The following is a 21,236-nucleotide window of genomic DNA, read 5'->3' as shown; positions in this document are numbered from 1 at the left end:
TTCTTTATCTTTGAGCCATGAATTGGGAGAACATAGCCGGACAGGAAAATCTGAAGAAACTTCTGAAAGAAAGTATCATCGAAAACAGGGTGAGCCACGCACAGCTTTTCGTAGGAAAAGAAGGGTATGGAACGTTGCCAATGGTTTTGGCTTATGCAAAAGAAATTTTAAGCAGAGAAAACGAACATGCCGCTTCAAAGGTAGAACACCTGAATCATCTTGATCTTCATTTCAGTTTTCCGGTTTTTACCGACAACAGAAATTCTTTAAGCAAAAATAAGTTTGAAGAATTCAGGGAAATGATTATCAACTTTCCTTATTCAAGCTATGATGACTGGACGGCTTTTCTGGAATCTGAAAACAAACAGCTCTTTATTTCGGCAGATGAAATCGATGATCAAAATCAGAAATTTTCGTTAAAAAGTTTTGAAGGAGGAACTAAGATCCTGATCGTATGGCGTGCAGATAAAATGAATGTGGCCGCAGCCAACAAATTTCTAAAGTTTCTTGAGGAGCCTCCTGCGAAAACAATCATTATCCTTACTGCAGAAAGTACAAATGATATTTTGCCGACCATTCTTTCGAGAACCCAGATTGTTGAAGTTCCGAGAATTAATGATGAAGATCTGGAAGTTTATCTTAAAAACAATTTCGACGTTCCTGATGATAAAATAGGAGAGGTGATTCACCAGTCGCAGGGAGACCTTAACGATGCTGTAAAACTTCTTCAGTCCGGTAGTAAAAATGACGAGTTTGAAAAACTTTTTGTTCAGTGGGTTCGGGATGCCTTTATGGTAAAGAAAAAACCGGAATTTCTCAAAAGTATTATTTTCTGGGCAAGAGAAATTGCAGGATGGAACCGTGAGAAGCAGAAGAATTTTTTAAATTACTGTTCTGAAATTTTCAGATTGGCTCTTCTGCAGAATTATCAGTCGGAAAATCTGGTTTACAAAAAAATTGATGTGAATGGTTTCAATTGGCTTGGATTCTCAAAATTCATCAGCGGAGCTAATATCGAAAGTATTCTGGAAGAAATCAATACGGCCGATTTGCATTTAACCCGAAATGGAAATCCTAAAATCGTTTGGACCGATCTGGGAATAAAATTATCCAGGTATATTCATAAGAATACATAAAAAACTCCGGTTAATAATGCCGGAGTTTCTATAGCTTTCCTAATTTTTAAATTTAGGCTTTCTTTGTCTTTTTTGCTTTACTGTCTTTTGTTTTCACATTATTTTGAGCAGTCGACTTATTTTTCTCGCATCCTTTGTGGTGTTTTTCGGCACAGGCCTTTTTTTCACTTGTAGAGCAGTTTTTTTTGTCTTTTCCGGAACAGTAGCCTTCTTTTTCCTGTGCAAAATTCAAGGTAAACACACTTAATAAAGCTAAAACTGAAATAAATTTTTTCATGTTGATTTTATTTTTTACGCTTCAAATATAACAAATTCAAAGAATTAAAATTAACCAATATTAAAAATAAATTAATTTTAAATTAAAAATCAATCAATCGTTTGATTTGTGAAAAATCTGTTGTAAATTTGTCCCCGCAAAAAACGAGAATAAAATGATTTCAAAAGAAGAAAATATACTCTTTGCTGCGGAGAAGCTTTTTGCTGAAAAAGGTTTCGAAGGAACATCGACACGCGAAATCGCCAAAGCAGCCAATGTAAACATTTCGATGATCTCTTATTATTTCGGGTCAAAAGAAAAACTGTATGAAAAGCTGGTAGAATACAGAATGAATGAAGGACAGTTTTTCTCAAAAGATATTCTGGAAAGAACAGATATTAATGACTGGCAAAAAATAGAGAAAATAGTAGATCAGTTTGCCGGCAGAGTAAGGCACCATAAATGTTTCTACAGAATCATGCAAAGAGAGCAGCTTCACACACAGAATCCTCACATTGTAGATTTTCTGAAACAAACAAAAATAGGTTTTATCTCCATGTATTCAAAAATATTGGAAAGCGGTTTGAAAAAAGGGATTTTTACCAAAAATCCACCCATTTATCTTCTGCATTCTACGGTGAGCGGAACTTTATTTTACGCATCCAACGCCAAAGAGATGTACAAAGAATTCCTCAACAATACCGATGATGAAGAAGTTTTTGACCATATCTATTACACAGAGCTTAATACACATATAAAATACTTATTAAAAGACCTTTTAGGTTATGAAGAAAATAAATAACTCAGTCATTGCACTGGCACTATTCGTAGGAATTACAAATGCAAATGCTCAGGAGAAAAGAACCCTTACTCTTGACGAAGCGGTGCAATTGGGTATCCTCAATAGCAAAAATCTGAAGATTGATGCTGCCAAAATCGAGGAAGCTACAGCTGATCTTCTGGAAGCAAAAAACAAACAGCTGCCCGAGCTTAAAGTTTCCGGAAGTTATATGTATCTTCCTATCAAGCCGAATATCAATATCAAGCTTCCGGGAGTTTCAGGAGATGGAGGTCCTGTAGTTCATCAGGTTGCCTACGGATCTGCAAACCTCAGCGTTCCCATCTACAGCGGAGGAAGAATAAAATATGGAATCGAATCGGCAAAATATTTGGTGGAAGCATCAAAACTAAGCACTGAAAACGATAAAGTAGCCATTGCGTACAACGTTGCACAGGCTTACAATAATTTGTTTAAAGCCAATCAGTCCATTAAGGTATTAGAAGAAAACCTTACTGCTTCCCAAAAAAGAGATGAAACATTCCTTAAAATGGAAAACAACGGTATCATCGCAAGAAACGACAGATTAAAAGCGAATCTTCAGACCTCAAATATCGAACTGCAATTATTGGAAGCCAAAAACAACTACAATATTGCCAACATCAATATGGATTTGCTGCTAGGCCTTCCCGAAACCACAGAAATCGATGTCGATCAGAACTATATTGAAGAAGGTAATGATGTAAAATCCGTTGATTATTACATCAATACCGCAAAAGAAAACCGTAAAGATCTTCAGGCTTTAGACAAGCAGAGACTTGCTGCAGCGCTGGGAACAAAAGCGGCAAAAGCAGAAAACCTTCCTTCAATAGCCTTTACCGGTGGATATGTAGCAGCGGATATTCCAAAGTTTTTAACTCTTTATAATGCAGTAAATGTCGGAGTCGGAATTTCCTATAATTTATCAAACCTCTGGAAAGAAAACTCTTCTCTGAAACAGTCGAAAGCAAGAGAAATGCAGTTGGAAGCAACCAATGAATTATTAAATGACAATATCAAGCTGGATGTAAACAGAGAATATCAGAACACCGATTACTCCAGAAAAAGAATTGCTGTTTTCGAAAAATCTGCAGAGCAGGCCAACGAAAATTACAGAATTACAAAAAATAAATACGATAACGGCCTTGCCACAATGACAGAACTTCTTGATGCTGATGCAGCACAGATCTCAGCCAATGTAGGAGTCATCAATGCAAAAGCAGATGCGGCACTGGCTTACAGAAAACTATTACAAACTACAGGAACTTTAACAACTAAATAAATTAAGAACGATACCGAAATGGAAAATAATACTACACCAGTAACCGAAACTAAAAAGAAAAAAAGTTTAGTTTTCCCTATTATTTTAGCGGTTGTTTTGATCGGCGGAGGAATCTACGGATACAGAACCTATTCTTACGGACAGGTACATGAAGAAACAGACGATGCACAGATCGCTTCCAATATGTCTCCGGTTATTTCAAAAATTTCAGGATATGTAACTGAAGTAAAAGTAAAAGACAACCAGTTCGTAAAAAAAGGTGATACGCTGGTAATTCTTGACAACAGAGATCAGAAAATGGCTCTTGAGCAAGCAGAAGCAGCTTTGGCAACAGCAAAAAGCAATATTTCCAATGCACAGGCAACCACAACGGCAACCTCCAAAAACATAGGCTCATCCGAAGCAGCAGTAACAACTGCGAATGCACAGATCGAAGCCGCAAAAGTAAACGTATGGAAGACAACACAGGATCTTAAAAGATACGCCAATCTGGTAAAAGATCATTCCATTACTGAACAGCAATACGAGCAGGCTTTAGCAGCAAAACAAACTGCCGATAAGCAATTACAGGTTTTAATCGACCAAAGAAATCAGATTGCTCAGCAGACCAATATCGCATCTTCTCAAACGGCTGCCAGCTCGCAGCAGATCAGCGTGGCAGGTTCTGTCGCTAAACAGAGAGAAGTAGATGTGGAAAATGCAAGATTAAACCTTTCTTATACCGTAATCACAGCTCCTGAAGACGGATATGTAGGAAAAGTTCCCATTCAGGCAGGACAATATTTACAAGCCGGATCTCAACTATTTGCTTTGGTGAAAAACGACCAGAAATGGGTAGTGGCTAACTTTAAGGAAACACAGGTTGACAAAATGGTAGAAGGACAAAAAGTAAAAATCGAAATCGATGCTTTCCCGGACAGAGAATTTGAGGGCGTAGTGAGCTCTTTTTCCCCTGCGACCGGTGCTACATTCTCTATTCTGCCTCCGGACAATGCGAGTGGTAACTTCGTAAAAGTCGTACAGAGACTTCCTGTAAAAATCGATTTTGTAAATCTGGATAAAGATATAGCAAAAAGACTGAGAACAGGAATGAACGTGAAAGCAGAAGTTTCATTGAAATAAAATATAAGAGAATTGTCAGTGATGCAGAAGCAGTCGGTCATGAAGTAGAATAATGAAGAGGAGATTGACCATGAAGATGATGACGGTTGCGGAAGAAATCCGATGAAGTGTGGAAATGAAGAGATACCGGATGATATGAAGAAGAGCCGTTCTGCGGATGAAGATCAATAACAGAATGTCGGAATGAAGTAGTAAAACTGGCGACAATGAAGATTGACCATTGACAATTCACTTTTTTAAATTAAGATTTTAGAGATTCAGAAATTATTTAAATAAGGTTAAAACATTTCAACATGTTCTATAGCCGATACTATTTAAAATTAATCATCAAAGAATAAAGTTAGTTCGTAAAAATGCTTGTTCAGATTTCTAAATTTCTGGATCTCATAATCTCTTAATTTTTAATACCTATTAAAACAAAAATGCAAGATTCATTAGTAGAATATGGAGCCCGAAGAGTAATCATCACGATTACAGCGATTCTTTGTGCTTTGCTTGAAATTGTGGATTCCACGATTGTAAATGTTGCCCTCAACGAGATGAAGGGGAACTTGGGAGCTACACTTTCAGAGGTGGGATGGGTCATTACGGCATATGCCATCGGGAACGTAATCATTGTTCCGATGACAAGCTGGCTTTCCCAGCAGTTTGGGCGTAGAAATTACTTTGCGGCATCCATCATTATATTTACCGTATTCTCATTTCTCTGCGGAAATGCCACCAATATCTGGGAACTGGTATTCTTCAGACTGATGCAGGGAATCGGCGGAGGTGCATTGCTGGTAACTTCACAGACCATCATTACCGAATCTTATCCTATCGAAAAAAGAAGTATGGCACAGGCCATTTATGGTTTGGGAGTAATTATCGGGCCTACCTTAGGGCCGCCATTAGGAGGATATATCGTAGATAATTTCAGCTGGCCGTATATTTTTTACATTAATATTCCTATCGGGATTGCGGCAACGTTGATGACCCTTCAGTTTGTACGAAGTCCCAAATATGCCGAAAAAAGAAAAGCTTCTGATGTCGACTGGATTGGGATTGCCCTGCTGGCCATAACCGTAGGTTCTTTACAGTTTATCCTGGAAAGAGGGCATGAAGAAGACTGGTTTGCCAGCGGAATGATCGTTACCTTCACCGTTTCGGCCGTACTGGGATTCATCCTCTTCCTTTGGAGAGAACTTACCTTTAAATATCCTATTGTAGAACTGCGGGTACTCAAAAACGGTAACCTGAGGATCGGAACCATCATGTCATTTGTACTCGGATTCGGATTATATGGCTCTACCTTTATTGTTCCGCTTTATACACAGAGTATTTTGGGATGGACGGCCCTGCAGTCGGGAGCACTTATGATTCCGGCAGCACTCACCACAGCGTTTATGATGCCGATCATCGGCAGACTATTATCAGCTGGTGCCAAACAACAGATCCTTGTTTCACTTGGGCTATTTCTCTTCTTTATCTACAGCTTTTGGGGTTATAAAATCCTGACACCGGATACCAGTAAAGATGCCTTTTTCTGGATGCTGATTGTAAGAGGTGCAGGGCTGGGGCTCTTATTCATCCCAATTACCTCATTATCCTTAAGTACTTTGAAAGGTCAGGAAATTGGTCAGGGAGCAGCCTTCACCGGAATGATGAGACAGCTCGGAGGTTCATTCGGGATTGCAGCGATAACAACTTTTATTGCCAATGCCGGACAGAAATACAGACTGAATCTGATCTCGCATCTTGATGAAACAGATTTTGCCGTCCAGCAGCGACTTCAGGCTTTAAAAGGAAGCTTCATGGCAAAAGGAATGACTCCCGATGCCGCTATGAATGCTGCCTACAAAATGCTCGACCTTTCGGTCACGAAACAGGCAACAGTGCTTTCTTATATGGATGTATTCCTCTATCTCGGGGTAATCTTCCTGGTGTGTATTCCGTTTATTCTCTTCATTAAAGAAAGAAAAAGTAAACAGAAAATAGATCTTAGTGAAGCCATGCATTAACATAAATCACCTCCGTTTGACGGAGGTTTTTTTATCTGTATTAGTATCTATCCTGAAAATTGTGATACGAAAACAATACAGCTGGGTTTTAAAGGAGTGATACACATAATTTAACTAAATGGAATGGTTCGTCAGTAGTTTGCCGGTCTTCCGGATAGGTAATTATACGTCTTAGGAAGATATTTATAGATCTTAAACGTAAAACGATATATATAAAATATATCTTTATTTACATAAAATGTATCTGTATATATTTAAAGCATAGGAAAATATTACTAACACGTATAAGAATATATTTAAGACGTAAAGCTATATATCTTAAACATATCAAGACCATTATTTTACCTGTCTGGATGATTGAATAACGTCTCCTGACATACATTTGTCATTATCAGGTTGTACATTTACAGAATAAATGTGAAATTAGCAGGCCACACCGGAGTCTGCAACATTGTTCCAGAAAATTTTAACCACAACTGAAAATATTTTATCAATGAGTTACTGTTCAGCCATAGAAAGAATGACCCCCGAAGATCGTAAGGTACTTCATAAAAATTATCACGATAACCATTATGGTTTCCCGATTCATGATGATAATGAACTGTTCGGAAGATTGATTATGGAAATCAATCAGGCCGGGCTCAGTTGGGAAACGATCCTGAAAAAAGAAGAAGGTTTCCGAAAAGCCTATGATAATTTTAATATTAAAAAAGTAGCCGCCTACACGGAAGCCGATCGCGAAAGACTGCTGAATGATCCCGGAATTATCAGGAATAAATTAAAGGTAAATGCCGCCATCGAAAATGCAAAAACCATCGTTGCGCTTCAGGAAGAATTTGGTTCATTTGAAAAATGGCTGGAACATCATCATCCGAAAACTTTACCGGAATGGATGAAATTATTCAAAAAAACCTTCAAATTTACAGGTGGAGAAATCGTCAATGAATTTCTGATGAGCATCGGTTATCTGAAAGGCTCTCATTCTGAAAACTGCCCTGTGCATGAGATTGTATTAAAACAGAATCCAAAGTGGCTGGAAGCTTAAGAGTTGAATGTCTACATTAACGTCACTTCGAGTAGACTTTGAAAAAGTCGTATCGAGAAGTTTATGAGTGACGTGCATTCATCAGCTCTCGATACATTTTTCTCCGCTTCGCTGCGAAAAACACTCGAGCTGACGTTACAATAATTCAACCTGGCTTTTTATTCTTTCTGAAAGCATGGAAATAATTCTTTTGTTATAAGCTTTAGCGTCGGAAAGATATATTTTCATTTCATCAGAGGTCAGCATTCCGACGGTCATTCCTATGAATATATTTCTTAATGCATGATCCTTCTGTAAGTTTTGATCGATAAAATTGATTTTCTTTTCTGCATTTAAAGAACTGAAATCTGATATTTTGGATACCGCATAATCCCTGAACAGCATTATATAAATCTCGTTTTGTAATTTTAAAACAGGTCGCAGCACCTGATTTTGAAAAGTTTCAGTTTCGCTGCTGTTTTCATAGATGGGAAGGGAGAGATTCTCCCTAAGATCTTTTTTGTCTGGCATGATTTAGAATTATAATTTGTTTATTACAAGATCAATTCTCCTTTCAGCTTCTTGTTTTGAAATTCCTTGGTAAAAATCTTTTACAAAAGGATGATCGTGGCTTTTATGAGGATAAATAAATGGTCTTCCTATCTTATTATTTACAATGACATCCGTTGGGATAGATTCTTCAAATGAATAATCGGGTAAATCATTCGACAACCAGCCAAAATAGCCTGCTTCAAATTCTTCATTATGGTAATTTTCAACATATTCATTATAGCTTTTCTCGCTTAAGGAAACCCATACTCCATACTCAAGATCCTGGCAACTTTCATTCACCTCCTGAACAAGTACTGCTCTTAAAAAATAACAGGTTTCATCAGAATACCTGATGATACATAAATCCGGAGATAATTCTGAATTTTCAAGCTCTTCATCAGATAAATTGTAATAAAATAAAGGTGCTGAATATCCTATAGCAGGCCAGTCTTCCTTTTCTTCTCCACAGCATTGACAAATGTATTTCATGTTTTTATTTATTTTGATGTTTTAACTTGTCTAAATATACCTCTTTCAGAAAATTGTGAATCATTAATTTCATATTTTGGAGTTAAAAAAACGGCTCTTATTTGCTCAATATTTTTATTTTTTGGATTTAAACTTGCGTCGTTGATTATTATTTTAACGATTTGATTTTTGTCATTTTCCTGTAGATAGACTTCCCCTTTCCTCATTCGTAATTTATCAAGATGAATTCCATTAACGCTTTCTACATCTTCAAGATTTTCGAAAAAGATACTGTCTTTGGTTTCTTTGAATGATTCAAAAACATATCTTTCCAAGGAATGCTCTCTTTCAGAATAACCACGGTATTGAAATATTCTGGTAGTAATATTGATTTCGTTACTAACTGTATTTTTGGTTTTTATCACCTTGAAAATTGGGGATATTTTATAATAATTTTCACCACAGCTGTTATAACATTCATGAGTTATGCCATTAATATTAGATTTATTTGGAATTTCTGACAATATATAAAATGGTAATTCTTTTGATAAATCAATTTTAAAATTATCAGTAGAATCTAAAATGATGAAGCCATTTGCATTGGAATCACGTCCTCCCCAGGCATCATATTTATATAAGACTTTTGAGGTTCCTTCAATTTTTTGAAAGTATAACTCATCAACCGTCCACTCTGTCAAACCTTTTATACATGAATAGGCTGAAAGAATTAAAATTGAGATAATAAAGAATCGAATTTTCATTTCATGGATTTTAATTATAGTTTACCCCACCGTCTTTGTATCCTCCTCTTTCAGAATCTTTTTCTCCTTCATCGAGAGCATCATCCGTTCGCATTTGTATTTGTCCCAGTCGAAATTACTGAGAAAATCTAAGGCGGCCTGAAAACCACGATTAAAAAGTTCTTCTTTTTCTTTACTTTTCATAAAAAAATTCAGCCAGCTGCTGCTCCCGCAATTAACCGTCTGAATACTGAAAAGATGGTAAAAAGTGTGCTTGGTAAGAAAGGTTTTATCGTTAAATCCTTTGAGCGTACTGATAATGTTTCCTGAGTAGGTGAGGGGAGATTTTAGAATCTGTGCGGCAGTTTTTCCCTTTTCGGAAAGCAGATCAGAATCACTGGTAAGCTGCACCCCGAATAAAGGCATCCGAGGATAAAAAATATCCGTAGCATGGAAGAGATCAATCGGGAAGTTTGAAATACTTCCGCCATCAATGAAAACCGCGGCAGGATTAATGTCTTCTGGTTGAGTATTCAGCCAGAATTTCCAGGCATATTTTACGGAATCATCATTTTTATTGATGACTTTTTGCATCGGCTCAAAAAAGAAAGGTACCGACATTGAAGCACGGACAAATTCTGCCGGACTGGCATGTTTCAGCTCTTCTTCCGACCAGTACAAATTGGCCATTGTAGGAAGTTCAACTTTTATTTTGGCGTTGATATCCGTCGTAATAATGATGTACTCTGATTTCAACAGGTAAAAAGGATCTTTTTTGTAGTATTCGTTGTTTATGGTGCTGTCATAGAAAATTTTATAACGGATTTCATCGATATGCTCACTGTTGTTTACCCTTATTTCTTCAATATTTTCCAGCGCCATATTGTAGTACTGCATTTCATTTCCGTAGCGGTAGCTGAGGTTAAGGTCTTTTCCGGTTTTTACAAATTTTTCATTGAGATCCGCAACTGTTTTGATTCCTAAATTGTCCAGAGCATTTTTCATGGCGGTTAGAAAAGTATTTCCCGGATTCAACCCCGAGTTTCTTTTTTTAAGATCCGAATAAAGCTTTGATAAAAATAAAACTCCTACAATCACCAGAAGCATAGGAATAGAAAAAAGAATCTTCGTTTGCCATATTTTTTCTGTAGGATATACAAACGCTAAAATCCCAAAAAAAGCGAGAATACCAATGGCAATATATGAATTGATCTTAATGAAATTTTTATTATTCAGTATGGAATGAATGGTGATTTTCACGTAAGGTTTTCCATCCATGAAATCGGCGAAATTCCAGTTGAAAAGAATGTCTTTAATGATTTCGCTTTTTGCATCTTCTTTGGTTTTGCAGGCAGCAATCAGCATGGTATTGATGGCTCCGGCACTGGTTCCTGCTACTTTCAGAAAACGGATTCCGAAGATTTCGAGACCGTAAAGATAACCTACCAATGCGGTTCCCCAGACCCCGCCACCTTCCTGTACAAACTCTACATATTGGTTTCCTTCCGCATCCAGAAGATCTGAAAATTCTTTTGCCGAAATACGATCGTGCAAAGCAGACAGCATTTCTTTGGATTCTTTGGAAAGGATATCTTCTTCCAGAATTTTCCTGAGGGTTTCCGGTTTCATGGGTGATTTGGTTATGTTTATTTAACGAATATATTCAATTCTTGTTTGATTAAAACATATGAACCGAAACTTTTTCAGTCTTTGCAGCTATTTTCAAATAATCTTTTATCCTACTTTGAAATCACCACTGTTTTCTTCTGGCATAAATAAAAGTACAGATCACGACCAAAGCCATTAATCCGAGCGTAAAGAAATATCCGTTTTTGTGATGGAGTTCGGGCATATTGTCGAAATTCATTCCGTAAACACCAGCAATAAAAGTGATTGGTAAAAAATACACAGAGTAAATTGCCAGTACTTTCATTACCTGGTTGGCCTTCTGATCCGATAATGCCAGAAACATGGAAATAAGGTTGGTAATCTGAATGTTTAGATGGTCAAAATCTGCCACTGCATCTTTATGTTTGTCTTTTAAATCAAAAGTTTCGGAATCCTGTAAATCCAGGAGCTTGAATTTGTCTATAGCATCCGTGGAAATCGTAAGAACCCTGGAATTCAGTCCCGATTTTCTTTTCAGCCTGTATAATCTCTTGATCTCATTGGTATGATTGGTGTTTTTAAGGAAGATTTCGTTTTCGATATTATCCATTGTTTCAAACAGGCTTACCGATTCATCATCAAAGCTTTTCATAATCAGCAGAGCGAGCTTCAGGGCTATATGATCGGGAGTGATTTCAGTTTTAAGCTGAGAGACCTGCTTCTTTGTTTCGATAAGACTTTTGGTCTTCATACGATGAACGGTAACAATTGTTTTACCTACCAGAAAAATTCCGATTTTGGTGCTGATATCGCTGATGGTATTGAGGTTTTTCCGTTCCTGTTCTGTGCTTTCTCGCAAGAGGAAAAATTTTACATCTCCGTCCTGCTCGTATTTTGGAAGATGGTTAGGATCCAGAGTGTCTTCGAGGAGAAGATTGTTGATTTCATATCTTTCATGTAAAAATTTGAGGTCGTCCGCGGACGGAGCTTCCACATCTACCCATTCGCACTGGGAGTCTCTGTAAATCGTCTCAATTGGCATATAGTAAAAATAGTATATTTTGAAAAACTATGTATCAAATAAGTTTTATATTTGTCAAAATTAGAAAACTATATGATTAAAAGTATAATAAAAGGCATCGGATTCCATGTTCCGGATAACATTGTTACAAATGATGATCTGGCAAAGCTGATGACGACTAATGACGAGTGGATTACGGAAAGAACGGGAATAAAGGAAAGAAGACACAGGATCAACCGGAACGATTCTCAGGAAACCACGGCTTATCTTGGTTTCAAAGCTTCGGAAAAGGCCATTGCCAACGCAGAACTTACCTCAAAAGATATTGACTATATTGTTTTTGCAACGCTTTCACCGGATTATTATTTTCCGGGCTGTGGGGTTTTGCTTCAGGAAATGTTGGGATGTGACACCATCGGTGCATTGGATGTGAGAAATCAATGCTCGGGATTTGTGTATGCGATGAGTGTTGCCAACGCTTTCATCAAAGCAGGAAACTACAAAAATATCCTTGTTGTGGGCGCTGAAATTCATTCATTCGGACTTGATTTTTCGGATGAAGGAAGAGGGGTTTCCGTAATTTTCGGTGACGGTGCGGGAGCTATTGTTCTTTCTGCAACGGAAGATGAAAATGCAGGTGATATTTTAGCGGTAAATATGCATTCTGAAGGCAAATTTGCTGATGAATTGTGCACGCAGTTCCCAGGGTCTAAATACGGATGGAGCGACAGAATGAGAAAAGAACCTGAGAATGTGACTAACAAAGAAGTATATCCGATTATGAACGGAAATTTCGTTTTCAAGCATGCGGTAACAAGATTCCCTGAAACCATGCAGGAAGCTTTGGATAAAGCCGGGAAAACTATTGATGATCTGGATATGTTTATTCCGCATCAGGCCAACCTGAGAATTGCCCAGTTTGTACAGCAAAAATTCGGGCTCCCAGATGAGAAAATCCATAATAATATCCAGAAATACGGAAACACTACAGCAGCTTCTATTCCTATTGCTTTAAGCGAAGCGATTGAGGAAGGAAAGATCAAAAGAGGTGATCTCGTACTGCTTTCTGCTTTCGGAAGCGGCTTTACGTGGGGAAGTGTGCTGTTTGAATATTAGTGATATTAAAATAAATACATACATAAAAAAAATCCGCAGACTTGATATTGGCTGCGGATTTTTTATGGTATCTATTCCAGTACAAATTCTTCGGCAATAATATGAGGTTGATATAAAAATAAATTATTTTTACCGGCAACTATTTCATTTCCAAAAATTAAAATTTGATTTTCATAATTAAATGCATTGTTTGTTTCGTCAATTTTTTTAATCAGAATCGAATGTTTTTTGCAAATATTTTTTATTGTTTCAAAGAGAAATTCAGGAAAAAATAAAATTTCATCATTTTTATTTTCAATAAAGTCCGCAAATGGATTTGGATAATTTTCTCTTTCAAACAACGTTTTGAAATTTGTAATTACTTCGTTTACGGATATCCAATTGCCTGTTATTTTTTCCATCTCATAGCATAATTCCCCAATGAAAGTAAACTTATTTTCAGGTTTTCCTTCCAGATTACAGCAGATAGAATTATTACAAACAGAACTAAGAAGCGGATGTTCATCTATTAATGATATTTCCCGGTAATTTAAAAAGTTGTAAGTTTCAAAACAGCCTATTTTGATAGGATTTTTAGCTGTAATTTTCCAATGTTTAATAATTTCATTTAATTCTGTCTGAATGTATATCTCTGCAAAAGAATTTATCGCATCATAATTTATTTTTTGCATTTCCAGGTTACCAAACAATTTGTAATTGTCGGAGTTTGTATATTCAATTATTTCTTTCATTATATAGTTATTTTAAATGAAAAAGGTTACCTCACAATAAGAGATAACCTTTTTATAACGTATCATATCATCATTACTGAATTTATAAACTCTTCAGTAATTTTTCAGTATCAGAATAATCTTCTCCTGTTTTTTTAGCGAGCTCAATTGCTTTTTCAGCCCAAAGTTTAGCATTTTTCTTATCTCCTAATTTATTGTAAAGGTTTGCCAGTGTATCTGTATTGGCAGAGTTTTCATCTTTCTTTACAGATTCCTGTGCCCAGACCAATGCTTTTTCTAATGCAGGTTTATTGGTTACATTTTCAAAGAAATTCCATGCGATAGAATTGAGTTCTTCTGAACTTAAAGCTGAGGTATCTTTATAAATATCCATAGTCAGCTTTTCGTACGTTGCAATATCTTTATCCCTTAAAGCTCTGTTTGCTTTTGCTCTTTTTAATATTTTTTCTGCTTCATCTTTTGTTAAAAATTTCTGAGTTTCTGCCATGAAATAGTTGTCGTCCCATTTCTTTGAATCTGCATTGTAAGATTTTTTAACGATGGTATTCAGTTTAATGTTTTTATCAAATGCTTCATATCTTTCGGCAGGTAGAATTTTAGTGATTTCAGCTTTTTTGGCCAGGAAAGTTTTATAAAGCGGGCTATCCGTACTTTGCGTTGCAGTAAGCAGCATCTGGATATCATCTCTGTCGAGTTCAGTCTTTCCGCTGAAATAACGCTCCATCACTTTTGCTGAAAATTCAGCATCACTATACATGGTAAGGCCTGCAAGGTTTTTCAAAAATTCAGGATCTTTTTCGCCATCTTCAAACTTCTTTTTCAAAGCACTCAGTCTTTTGCTTGGATCTCCGGCATCTTTAGCGAATTGGATAAAATCTTTCTCTTCAACATAACCCAATGTTCTGTGTACCAGTTCACCATTTCCGTCTACGAAAAGATAAGTAGGAAAGGCTTTTACGTTGTATTTTTTTGCAATATCAATGCCTTCTCCTTTTTCCATGTCGATTTTAGCATTGATGAAATTGGCATTGTAATAATCTCCTACAGCTTTTTGTGGAAATACATTTTTTGCCATCAGTTTACAAGGTCCGCACCATGTGGTATAAGCGTCGATGAATACAAGTTTGTTTTCTTTTTTTGCTTTCGCCAGAATAGTATTGAAGTTGGTTTCTTCAAATTTAATCCCTTGTGCCAATGCAAAGGCTCCGATGAAAAGAGCAGAGAATATTGATAATTTTTTCATGATATTTATTATTGATTGCAAATGTAATAATTATGTTAACAAATCAGTCTGTATGAGACAAAAATTGTTACAGCATTGTTTTGATTAATTTTTTGGTTTCAAGTTAAAGCAATAATTTGCTTAATTGATTAACTGAAATTTATTTCCAGCGGATCTTAATTATTTAAAAATAGAGAATTTGAGTATAAAAAAATAACAAAATAAAATAAGTAATAATTGTGTGACTTATTTTTTTTACATAGTTTTGGCGCTCAAAAAAAAATTATGTATAAAACTTCAATCAAAATTTTAGGGTTAGCAGTTTTGCTTAACTTTAGTAGCTGTACTAATGATGAAAATGTTATTACAACGGAAAATGTTTCTTCTAACAAAACTAGTGCAAGTGATCTAAAAATACTTTTAAAAAATTATAATAATAATTTTAAAAGTACAAATATTTATCAGGATCCAGCAAGTAAAAAGAAGTGGTGGCAAGTTGTAGGACAAGTGGCCGCTATTGCTACAGGTGATGCCGGTGGTGCGGCATCAATGGTTTGGATTGCTCAAGGTGCTGCGGGGGTTGTCGGAGCTGCCACAGCAGGTACGGGATGGGCTGTCATTTCTGTGGGCGCAGGTGTTATAGGTGCAGTCGGAGGATCGTATGCGGCTTACTGTAGTACTGGTGGTCATTGCAGAGGAACTTTTAATAATACTAGTCCAGAGGGTGCATCTGTGATTTATGATTTTCCAAGAGAGTTTGACCATTTAGAAAATGTGGGTGTTCTACACAATGCTGGATTACAAACAATTTACATGGACGGAAATACTGTAAATGAATTAGAATGGGCGAACAATAATATACCTGGTTTAAAGTCAAGCGATTTTGAAAAAATATATAATTCACCTGATTTTAAAAAGGGAGCCGAGCTAATAAAAACAATTTCTGCTGAATATAAGAATTCTGATTATGATGTACAAGCACTTGTAAAAGCTTACAGGGATAATGGTTTAATTAATGGAAATTGCTATGACATATTGTCATTATATTTCGAAGCAACAAAACAATCTGAGAATTTTGAAGATTACAATAATATTACCAAATATTATGTTGAGCAGGTAGCAAACTCAAAATTAAGTGATATTGAAAAAGAGTCTTTACTTTCTGCGTTCTCAGTGTCTATACAGAGCTTTTATTATTGGCTAAATATGGAAAGTGAATAAAATGGAGAAAAGCAAATTGTTAATATATAAAATTGCTATTGCGTTATTTCTTATCTCACAATATGAAGTTATTTTGAGACAAAATAATTTTTTGGCGATGGTGTCATATATATTAATTTTGATATTATTATGTATTGATTTCGCTTCTTACATTTATAAAATGCTTTTTAAGCAAAAAGAATCTAATAAAAGATAAGATATTATTTTAAATATGAGAGAGGCTGTCCTAAAAGTTTGGAGAGCCTCTCTTGTTACTTAATGATTGTTGCTGAATCCGTTTTCATTTTTAAGCTGTCAGCAGTAGCAGATTCAGAGTGGGAGGCTGCGGTATCACCCATACTATTTCTCATATGATCCTTATTTCTTTCCTCTTTAAATTCCTCTCTTTTTTCTTTGTTTTGTGCACAACTCGCCAGAAAAACTGAAGCCACGACAGCGCCTGTTAATAATTTTTTCATAAGAATATTAATGTTTAGTATAATCAAATATAGTTATTAAAGATTAAAGATAAAAAATAAAAGATAAAAGATAAGAGATAAAAGATAAAAGATAAGAGATAAAAGATAAAAGATAAAAGATAAAAGATAAAAGATAAAAGATAGCTTAATAATAAACATCTGTACATTTTCCTGAAATTGAACGGTTTTAGTCAGATCTTAAATTAAAAATCCCCAGAATTTAATCCGAGGAAGTTTTCATGTAAGTTAAACTACTATTACTTAACGGTCGTTACTGAATCAGTTTTCATTTTCATGCTGTCAGGAGCAGTTGTTGTGGTAGTCATTGTATCTGTGGTCGAAGGCATTACAGATTGTGTTGTATCTACGGCGGTAGAATCTTTGTTGCTACCAGAAATCGACGACTCTTTTGTTCCGCAGCTTATTGCTAATACTCCAAAGACTGCGATTAACATCAATTTTTTCATAATATTTTGTTTAGTGTGAATTAAGCAGCAAACAATAATCATTCCGAAATTAGATAGATTTTTACTAAATAATTGATAAAATAATTGAAATATTGTTAAAGTTTCGATGGGTGAAACAAAAACTCCGGAATCAAATCCCGGAGCTGTATATTTAGCAATTAAATTAATTACTATTCATTCCTGATTAATCATTAAATTACCCTAGATATGGATATTTATAATCTTTAGGAGATACAAACGTTTCTTTGATACTTCTCACTGAAGTCCATCTTAAAAGGTTCATTTTAGATCCTGCTTTATCATTTGTTCCGGATGCTCTGCCTCCTCCGAACGGCTGCTGGCCAACAACTGCACCTGTAGGTTTATCATTAATATAGAAATTTCCGGAAGCATTTTCCAACGCTTTGAAAGCTTCATTGATGGCGTAACGATCTTGTGCAAAAACAGAACCCGTCAATGAATAAGGAGATGAAGAATCTACCAATTGTAAAGTTTCAGCCCATTTTTCGTCTTCATACACGTAAACAGATAAGATTGGCCCGAAGATTTCCTCAACCATACTTTCGTATTGTGGATTTGTCGTTTCAATCACTGTAGGATGTACAAACCATCCTTTAGAATCATCGGTTTTTCCTCCAATCACTACATTCGCTTCGTTTGAAGAATTGGCTCTGTCGATATAGCCTTTACATTTTTCAAAAGAATTTTTATCGATTACCGCATTTACAAAATTGGAGGGATCTTCCGGAGAACCGATTTTAATAGAATTGATCTGGTTTTCCATTACTTTTTTCACATCAGCCCAAAGAGACTGAGGAATATACGCTCTTGAAGCCGCAGAACATTTTTGTCCCTGATATTCGAAAGCTCCTCTTACCAAAGCGGTTGCCACAGCTTCTACGTTGGCTGAAGGGTGAGCAATTACGAAATCTTTTCCTCCTGTTTCTCCAACGATTCTCGGGTATGTTCTGTAATTATGAATATTGTCTCCGATCATTTTCCACATTCCCTGGAAAACTTTAGTAGATCCTGTAAAGTGAAGTCCTGCAAAATCTCTGTGCGCTAAAACTTTCTCCGCTGTTTCTTTTCCGTCTGTGAAAATCATGTTGATTACTCCGTCAGGAAGACCTGCTTCAGTTAAAACATCCATGATTACTTTTGCAGAATAGATTTGTTTGTCAGATGGTTTCCAAACCACTACGTTTCCAAGCATGGCCATACAAGTTGGTAAATTTCCTGAAATAGCCGTAAAATTAAATGGAGTAACCGCAAAGCAGAACCCTTCAAGCGGTCTGTATTCTACACGGTTCCAGATTCCTGAATCGGATACGGGTTGCTCAGAATACATTTCCGTCATGAATTCTACGTTGAATCTTAAGAAATCGATAAACTCACACGCAGCATCAATTTCAGCCTGGTGAACATTTTTAGATTGTCCGATCATCGTTGCGGCATTGATAACATCTCTATAAGGACCTGCTAAAAGATCAGCAGCTTTTAAAAAGATAGCCGCACGATGTTCCCAACCCAGCTCGTTCCATTCTTTTTTTGCGGCTAGTGCAGCATTAATCGCATCATCTACATGTTGCATGGTTCCTCTATGATAAAAACCAAAGTCATGGGCATGATCCTGAGGCGACTGAAGCTGAACTTTATCGTCTGTTTTTACTTCTTTACCGTTGATAACCATTGGGATTTCTAGCTTCTCAGCCCACATTTTTTTGTATTGAGCGATAAGGCTTTTTACTTCCGGAGTTCCCGGTGCATAAGAATTTACCGGTTCGTTTACCGCAAATGGTACTTGCGAAATTGCTTTAGACATATTAGTTGTATATTTTTTTATTTGCTAATGATACAAATTTACAACAATTATTTGGGTCGGTTATAATATGTGAATGGTCAATTTGGCTTTGCCAGTGAATGGTGAATTTTTTTAAAATACTATTAAAATTGACAAGCGCAGCGAATTGACAATTCACAATTAATCATTCTGCCAATAGTCGATTTTGCTTTGCAATTGAATGGTCAATTAGAGACTATTAGAAATTGACAATCGTAGCAGATTAACAATTCACCATTTACCTTACCAATCACATCTTTTCATTTTCCAGTATTTTTAAGACCAGTTTTTCTTCATGGGTAAGGCCGGCGTTTCCGTCATTTTCTTCTATTTGTTCTAATTCATCAAGATATTTTTTGATGGAATTATTTTCATATAGATTAATGACTAATGGATGAACATAATATTTCCTGCATACCGTGCTTGTATTTCCCAGATGGGAAGCAACTATTTCCAGAGCTTCCTTTACTTTTTTCTTATATTCAGTATGAGTTTCTGCGTAGCCAATTTCTTTGAAGGCAATCAAAGCACTTACGGTTCCGGACCAGGTTCTGAAATCTTTTGCCGTAAAATCTTCACCGCTTATCTCTTTAATATAATCATTTACCATTCCCGAATCTATTGTATGACGGTTTCCTTCATCATCAATGTACTGGAAAAGCTCTTTCCCGGGAATGTCTTTACATTTTTGTATCAGTTTTGAGAGTCTTTTGCTCCTAAGGTCAATATCGTGCATTACCCCTTTTTTACCTTTAAAATGAAAAGAAATCTTTTGTCCATTCACTTTTACATGCTTACCTTTTAATGTGGTTAATCCAAAAGAACCATACAGTTTTTCATAGGCATTGTTTCCGATCCTGATGTTGGTTTTTTGCATTAAACTGACAATAAGCGCAAGAATTTTTCTTTTTTCAAAATTTTTTAAGGCTAAATCTTTTTCCACATGAAGTCGGATATCCGGTAAAGCATATCCGAACTGCAGCATTCTGTAAAATTTGGTATGATTTCGTAATGCGCTCCACAGAGGGTGGTAGCGGTATTGTTTTCTTTTTTTTACGTCAAATCCTGTGGCCTGAAGATGACCGTTATCAAGGGCGCAAATCCATACATTTTCCCAAGCCGGTGGGATTACCAGTTTGTTAATCCTTGTGATTTCTTCTTTATCCTTTATTTTTTCGCCTTCTTTGTAGTAGGAATATTTTTTTCCGGTTTTTTTGCGTGTGATGCCGGCTGTCTCTGCATCGGAGGTATAAATAAGATGTACCGCCTTTGCAGATGCTACCGGATCTTTCATAATTTTAACGATCTTAGAAGGCTTCAGATGGGAAATGATTTCTAAGTCTGAATTTTCCATAAAATCTGGTTAAGAGTTCCTACCCCTTGAAAACAGCCATAAGATAATGGCTATCACGCCAACTACTAATATAATTCCCCACCACATTCCTGCCTTGAAGATTGTTTCTACTGCTTCACAACTCGTTAGTGACAGTAATGTTAACATAGCAATACTGTAAAAGCTCCATTTTTTCATGATAATATTTATTTAAGTGTTTATTATTTTTTTAAACTCTGTGAAAATCGGCTCTCCATTTTGTAATGGATTTTTTGATCTGATCGCCCGAAATATTCTCTTTCAGTGCTTTTTCGAGAAAAATTTTGAATTCATCGTCGTAAGCAAATCGTAGTGCAGCAATCTGACTAAAATTCAGTTTTTCTTCAACTTCATCTGATCTTAATCCGAAAATTTCAAAATACCGCTGGCGGAATTCAAGTCTGACAATACGATTTTGCAGTACAAGCGCATAATGCTGACGAAGCATAATAGCCAGATAAAAAATCAGGAAAATTACCACTGAAAATAAAATCCATACAAGCTGATGTTGTTCGTCACTGAAAACCTTATAAATTCCTATTCCTTCTAAAATGATGAGTAATGGAAGAAATACGAAATGATGAGGAGCATAAAACCTGATGTGATTTTTATAATTCTGATTTTCCATTGTAATTCTGACTTTCTGTTTTTCGTATATTGCAATAATCTTTCCAAAACGTTCAATATCGGATCTGAACTTAATTTAGTCTAAAGAAATGGGGAATTTGGTCATTAATTTAATAAAAAAACGTTGTTAAGTTTTATTTCAAGAACTTAACAACG

General features: G+C 36.0%; 22 protein-coding genes. 8 read left to right on the top strand and 14 right to left on the bottom strand.

Translation table 11 applies throughout. The features are described 5' to 3' along the window. Positions 1–17: 17 nt before the first annotated feature. Positions 18–1,136, top strand: coding sequence for a DNA polymerase III subunit (locus BLR30_RS14875; RefSeq protein ID WP_089860660.1), 1,119 nt, complete (start codon positions 18–20; stop codon positions 1,134–1,136). A 52-nt stretch (positions 1,137–1,188) separates the two neighbouring features. Here the strand turns inward: BLR30_RS14875 and BLR30_RS14870 are convergent, their stop codons facing one another. Next, positions 1,189–1,413 (bottom strand): hypothetical protein, encoded by a 225-nt coding sequence (locus BLR30_RS14870; RefSeq protein ID WP_089860658.1) that lies wholly within the window; start codon positions 1,411–1,413, stop codon positions 1,189–1,191. 154 nt (positions 1,414–1,567) lie between these two features. Here BLR30_RS14870 and BLR30_RS14865 point away from each other — a divergent pair, with 154 nt between their 5' ends. The 3 genes from BLR30_RS14865 to BLR30_RS14855 are packed head-to-tail and all read left to right on the top strand — an operon-like array spanning position 1,568 to position 4,613. Beyond that, the gene (locus tag BLR30_RS14865) at positions 1,568–2,194 is read left to right on the top strand and encodes a TetR/AcrR family transcriptional regulator (protein ID WP_089860656.1); all 627 of its coding nucleotides are present in this window, start codon (positions 1,568–1,570) and stop codon (positions 2,192–2,194) included. Further along, positions 2,178–3,491: a TolC family protein gene (locus BLR30_RS14860; protein ID WP_089860654.1), complete on the top strand. Its 1,314-nt coding sequence runs from the start codon at positions 2,178–2,180 to the stop codon at positions 3,489–3,491. The genes BLR30_RS14865 and BLR30_RS14860 overlap by 17 nt, the downstream gene beginning before the upstream one ends. Before the next feature lie 18 nt (positions 3,492–3,509). Beyond that, positions 3,510–4,613, top strand: coding sequence for an HlyD family secretion protein (locus BLR30_RS14855; RefSeq protein WP_089860652.1), 1,104 nt, complete (start codon positions 3,510–3,512; stop codon positions 4,611–4,613). Between the two features lie 37 nt (positions 4,614–4,650). Here the strand turns inward: BLR30_RS14855 and BLR30_RS17605 are convergent, their stop codons facing one another. After that, entirely contained in the window at positions 4,651–4,845 is a 195-nt protein-coding gene (locus BLR30_RS17605; protein WP_139164640.1) for a hypothetical protein, read from the bottom strand. 190 nt (positions 4,846–5,035) lie between these two features. Here BLR30_RS17605 and BLR30_RS14850 point away from each other — a divergent pair, with 190 nt between their 5' ends. Both BLR30_RS14850 and BLR30_RS14845 read left to right on the top strand, forming a co-directional pair. Beyond that, positions 5,036–6,613, top strand: coding sequence for a DHA2 family efflux MFS transporter permease subunit (locus tag BLR30_RS14850; protein WP_089860650.1), 1,578 nt, complete (start codon positions 5,036–5,038; stop codon positions 6,611–6,613). Positions 6,614–7,106: 493 nt separating this feature from the next. Further along, on the top strand, positions 7,107–7,658 hold the full coding sequence (locus tag BLR30_RS14845; RefSeq protein WP_089860648.1) for a DNA-3-methyladenine glycosylase I: 552 nt from the start codon (positions 7,107–7,109) through the stop codon (positions 7,656–7,658). Between the two features lie 135 nt (positions 7,659–7,793). Here BLR30_RS14845 and BLR30_RS14840 read toward each other — a convergent pair whose 3' ends face one another. The 5 genes from BLR30_RS14840 to BLR30_RS14820 form a co-directional block, all read right to left on the bottom strand. Next, positions 7,794–8,168 carry a hypothetical protein gene (locus BLR30_RS14840; protein ID WP_089860646.1) on the bottom strand — a complete coding sequence of 125 codons (375 nt, stop codon included), beginning with the start codon at positions 8,166–8,168 and terminating at the stop codon, positions 7,794–7,796. 9 nt (positions 8,169–8,177) lie between these two features. Beyond that, positions 8,178–8,678 carry a DUF2199 domain-containing protein gene (locus tag BLR30_RS14835; RefSeq protein ID WP_089860644.1) on the bottom strand — a complete coding sequence of 167 codons (501 nt, stop codon included), beginning with the start codon at positions 8,676–8,678 and terminating at the stop codon, positions 8,178–8,180. Positions 8,679–8,686: 8 nt separating this feature from the next. Next, a complete protein-coding gene (locus BLR30_RS14830) occupies positions 8,687–9,418 on the bottom strand; it encodes a hypothetical protein (protein ID WP_139164639.1) in 732 nt (243 codons plus the stop codon). A 21-nt stretch (positions 9,419–9,439) separates the two neighbouring features. Beyond that, positions 9,440–11,026, bottom strand: a complete 1,587-nt coding sequence (locus BLR30_RS14825; protein WP_089860640.1) for a patatin-like phospholipase family protein — start codon at positions 11,024–11,026, stop codon at positions 9,440–9,442. Positions 11,027–11,147: 121 nt separating this feature from the next. Beyond that, complete coding sequence (locus BLR30_RS14820; protein ID WP_089860638.1) at positions 11,148–12,047, bottom strand: magnesium transporter CorA family protein; 900 nt, start codon at positions 12,045–12,047, stop codon at positions 11,148–11,150. Between the two features lie 72 nt (positions 12,048–12,119). Here BLR30_RS14820 and BLR30_RS14815 point away from each other — a divergent pair, with 72 nt between their 5' ends. Then, entirely contained in the window at positions 12,120–13,142 is a 1,023-nt protein-coding gene (locus BLR30_RS14815) for a 3-oxoacyl-ACP synthase III family protein (protein ID WP_089860636.1), read from the top strand. A 71-nt stretch (positions 13,143–13,213) separates the two neighbouring features. Here BLR30_RS14815 and BLR30_RS14810 read toward each other — a convergent pair whose 3' ends face one another. Beyond that, positions 13,214–13,873, bottom strand: coding sequence for a hypothetical protein (locus BLR30_RS14810; protein WP_089860634.1), 660 nt, complete (start codon positions 13,871–13,873; stop codon positions 13,214–13,216). Positions 13,874–13,955: 82 nt separating this feature from the next. After that, positions 13,956–15,116, bottom strand: coding sequence for a thioredoxin family protein (locus BLR30_RS14805; RefSeq protein WP_089860631.1), 1,161 nt, complete (start codon positions 15,114–15,116; stop codon positions 13,956–13,958). Positions 15,117–15,380: 264 nt separating this feature from the next. Here BLR30_RS14805 and BLR30_RS14800 point away from each other — a divergent pair, with 264 nt between their 5' ends. After that, entirely contained in the window at positions 15,381–16,316 is a 936-nt protein-coding gene (locus BLR30_RS14800; RefSeq protein ID WP_089860629.1) for a hypothetical protein, read from the top strand. Positions 16,317–16,567: 251 nt separating this feature from the next. Here BLR30_RS14800 and BLR30_RS14790 read toward each other — a convergent pair whose 3' ends face one another. From BLR30_RS14790 to BLR30_RS14765, 5 genes are all read right to left on the bottom strand, one after another. Beyond that, positions 16,568–16,774 (bottom strand): hypothetical protein, encoded by a 207-nt coding sequence (locus tag BLR30_RS14790; RefSeq protein WP_089860624.1) that lies wholly within the window; start codon positions 16,772–16,774, stop codon positions 16,568–16,570. A 257-nt stretch (positions 16,775–17,031) separates the two neighbouring features. Beyond that, the gene (locus tag BLR30_RS14785; protein WP_089860622.1) at positions 17,032–17,241 is read right to left on the bottom strand and encodes a cytochrome C551; all 210 of its coding nucleotides are present in this window, start codon (positions 17,239–17,241) and stop codon (positions 17,032–17,034) included. A 196-nt stretch (positions 17,242–17,437) separates the two neighbouring features. After that, complete coding sequence (gene pruA, locus BLR30_RS14780; RefSeq protein WP_089860620.1) at positions 17,438–19,063, bottom strand: L-glutamate gamma-semialdehyde dehydrogenase; 1,626 nt, start codon at positions 19,061–19,063, stop codon at positions 17,438–17,440. A 268-nt stretch (positions 19,064–19,331) separates the two neighbouring features. Beyond that, positions 19,332–20,435 (bottom strand): DNA topoisomerase IB, encoded by a 1,104-nt coding sequence (locus BLR30_RS14775; RefSeq protein WP_089860618.1) that lies wholly within the window; start codon positions 20,433–20,435, stop codon positions 19,332–19,334. Between the two features lie 208 nt (positions 20,436–20,643). Beyond that, positions 20,644–21,081: a DUF6526 family protein gene (locus BLR30_RS14765; protein ID WP_089860614.1), complete on the bottom strand. Its 438-nt coding sequence runs from the start codon at positions 21,079–21,081 to the stop codon at positions 20,644–20,646. Positions 21,082–21,236: the final 155 nt, after the last annotated feature.

Source organism: Chryseobacterium taeanense (assembly GCF_900099685.1).
Taxonomy (GTDB): domain Bacteria; phylum Bacteroidota; class Bacteroidia; order Flavobacteriales; family Weeksellaceae; genus Chryseobacterium; species Chryseobacterium taeanense.
The sequence above is the reverse complement of the archived record's forward strand: the minus strand, read 5'-3'. Positions and strand labels throughout refer to the sequence as shown.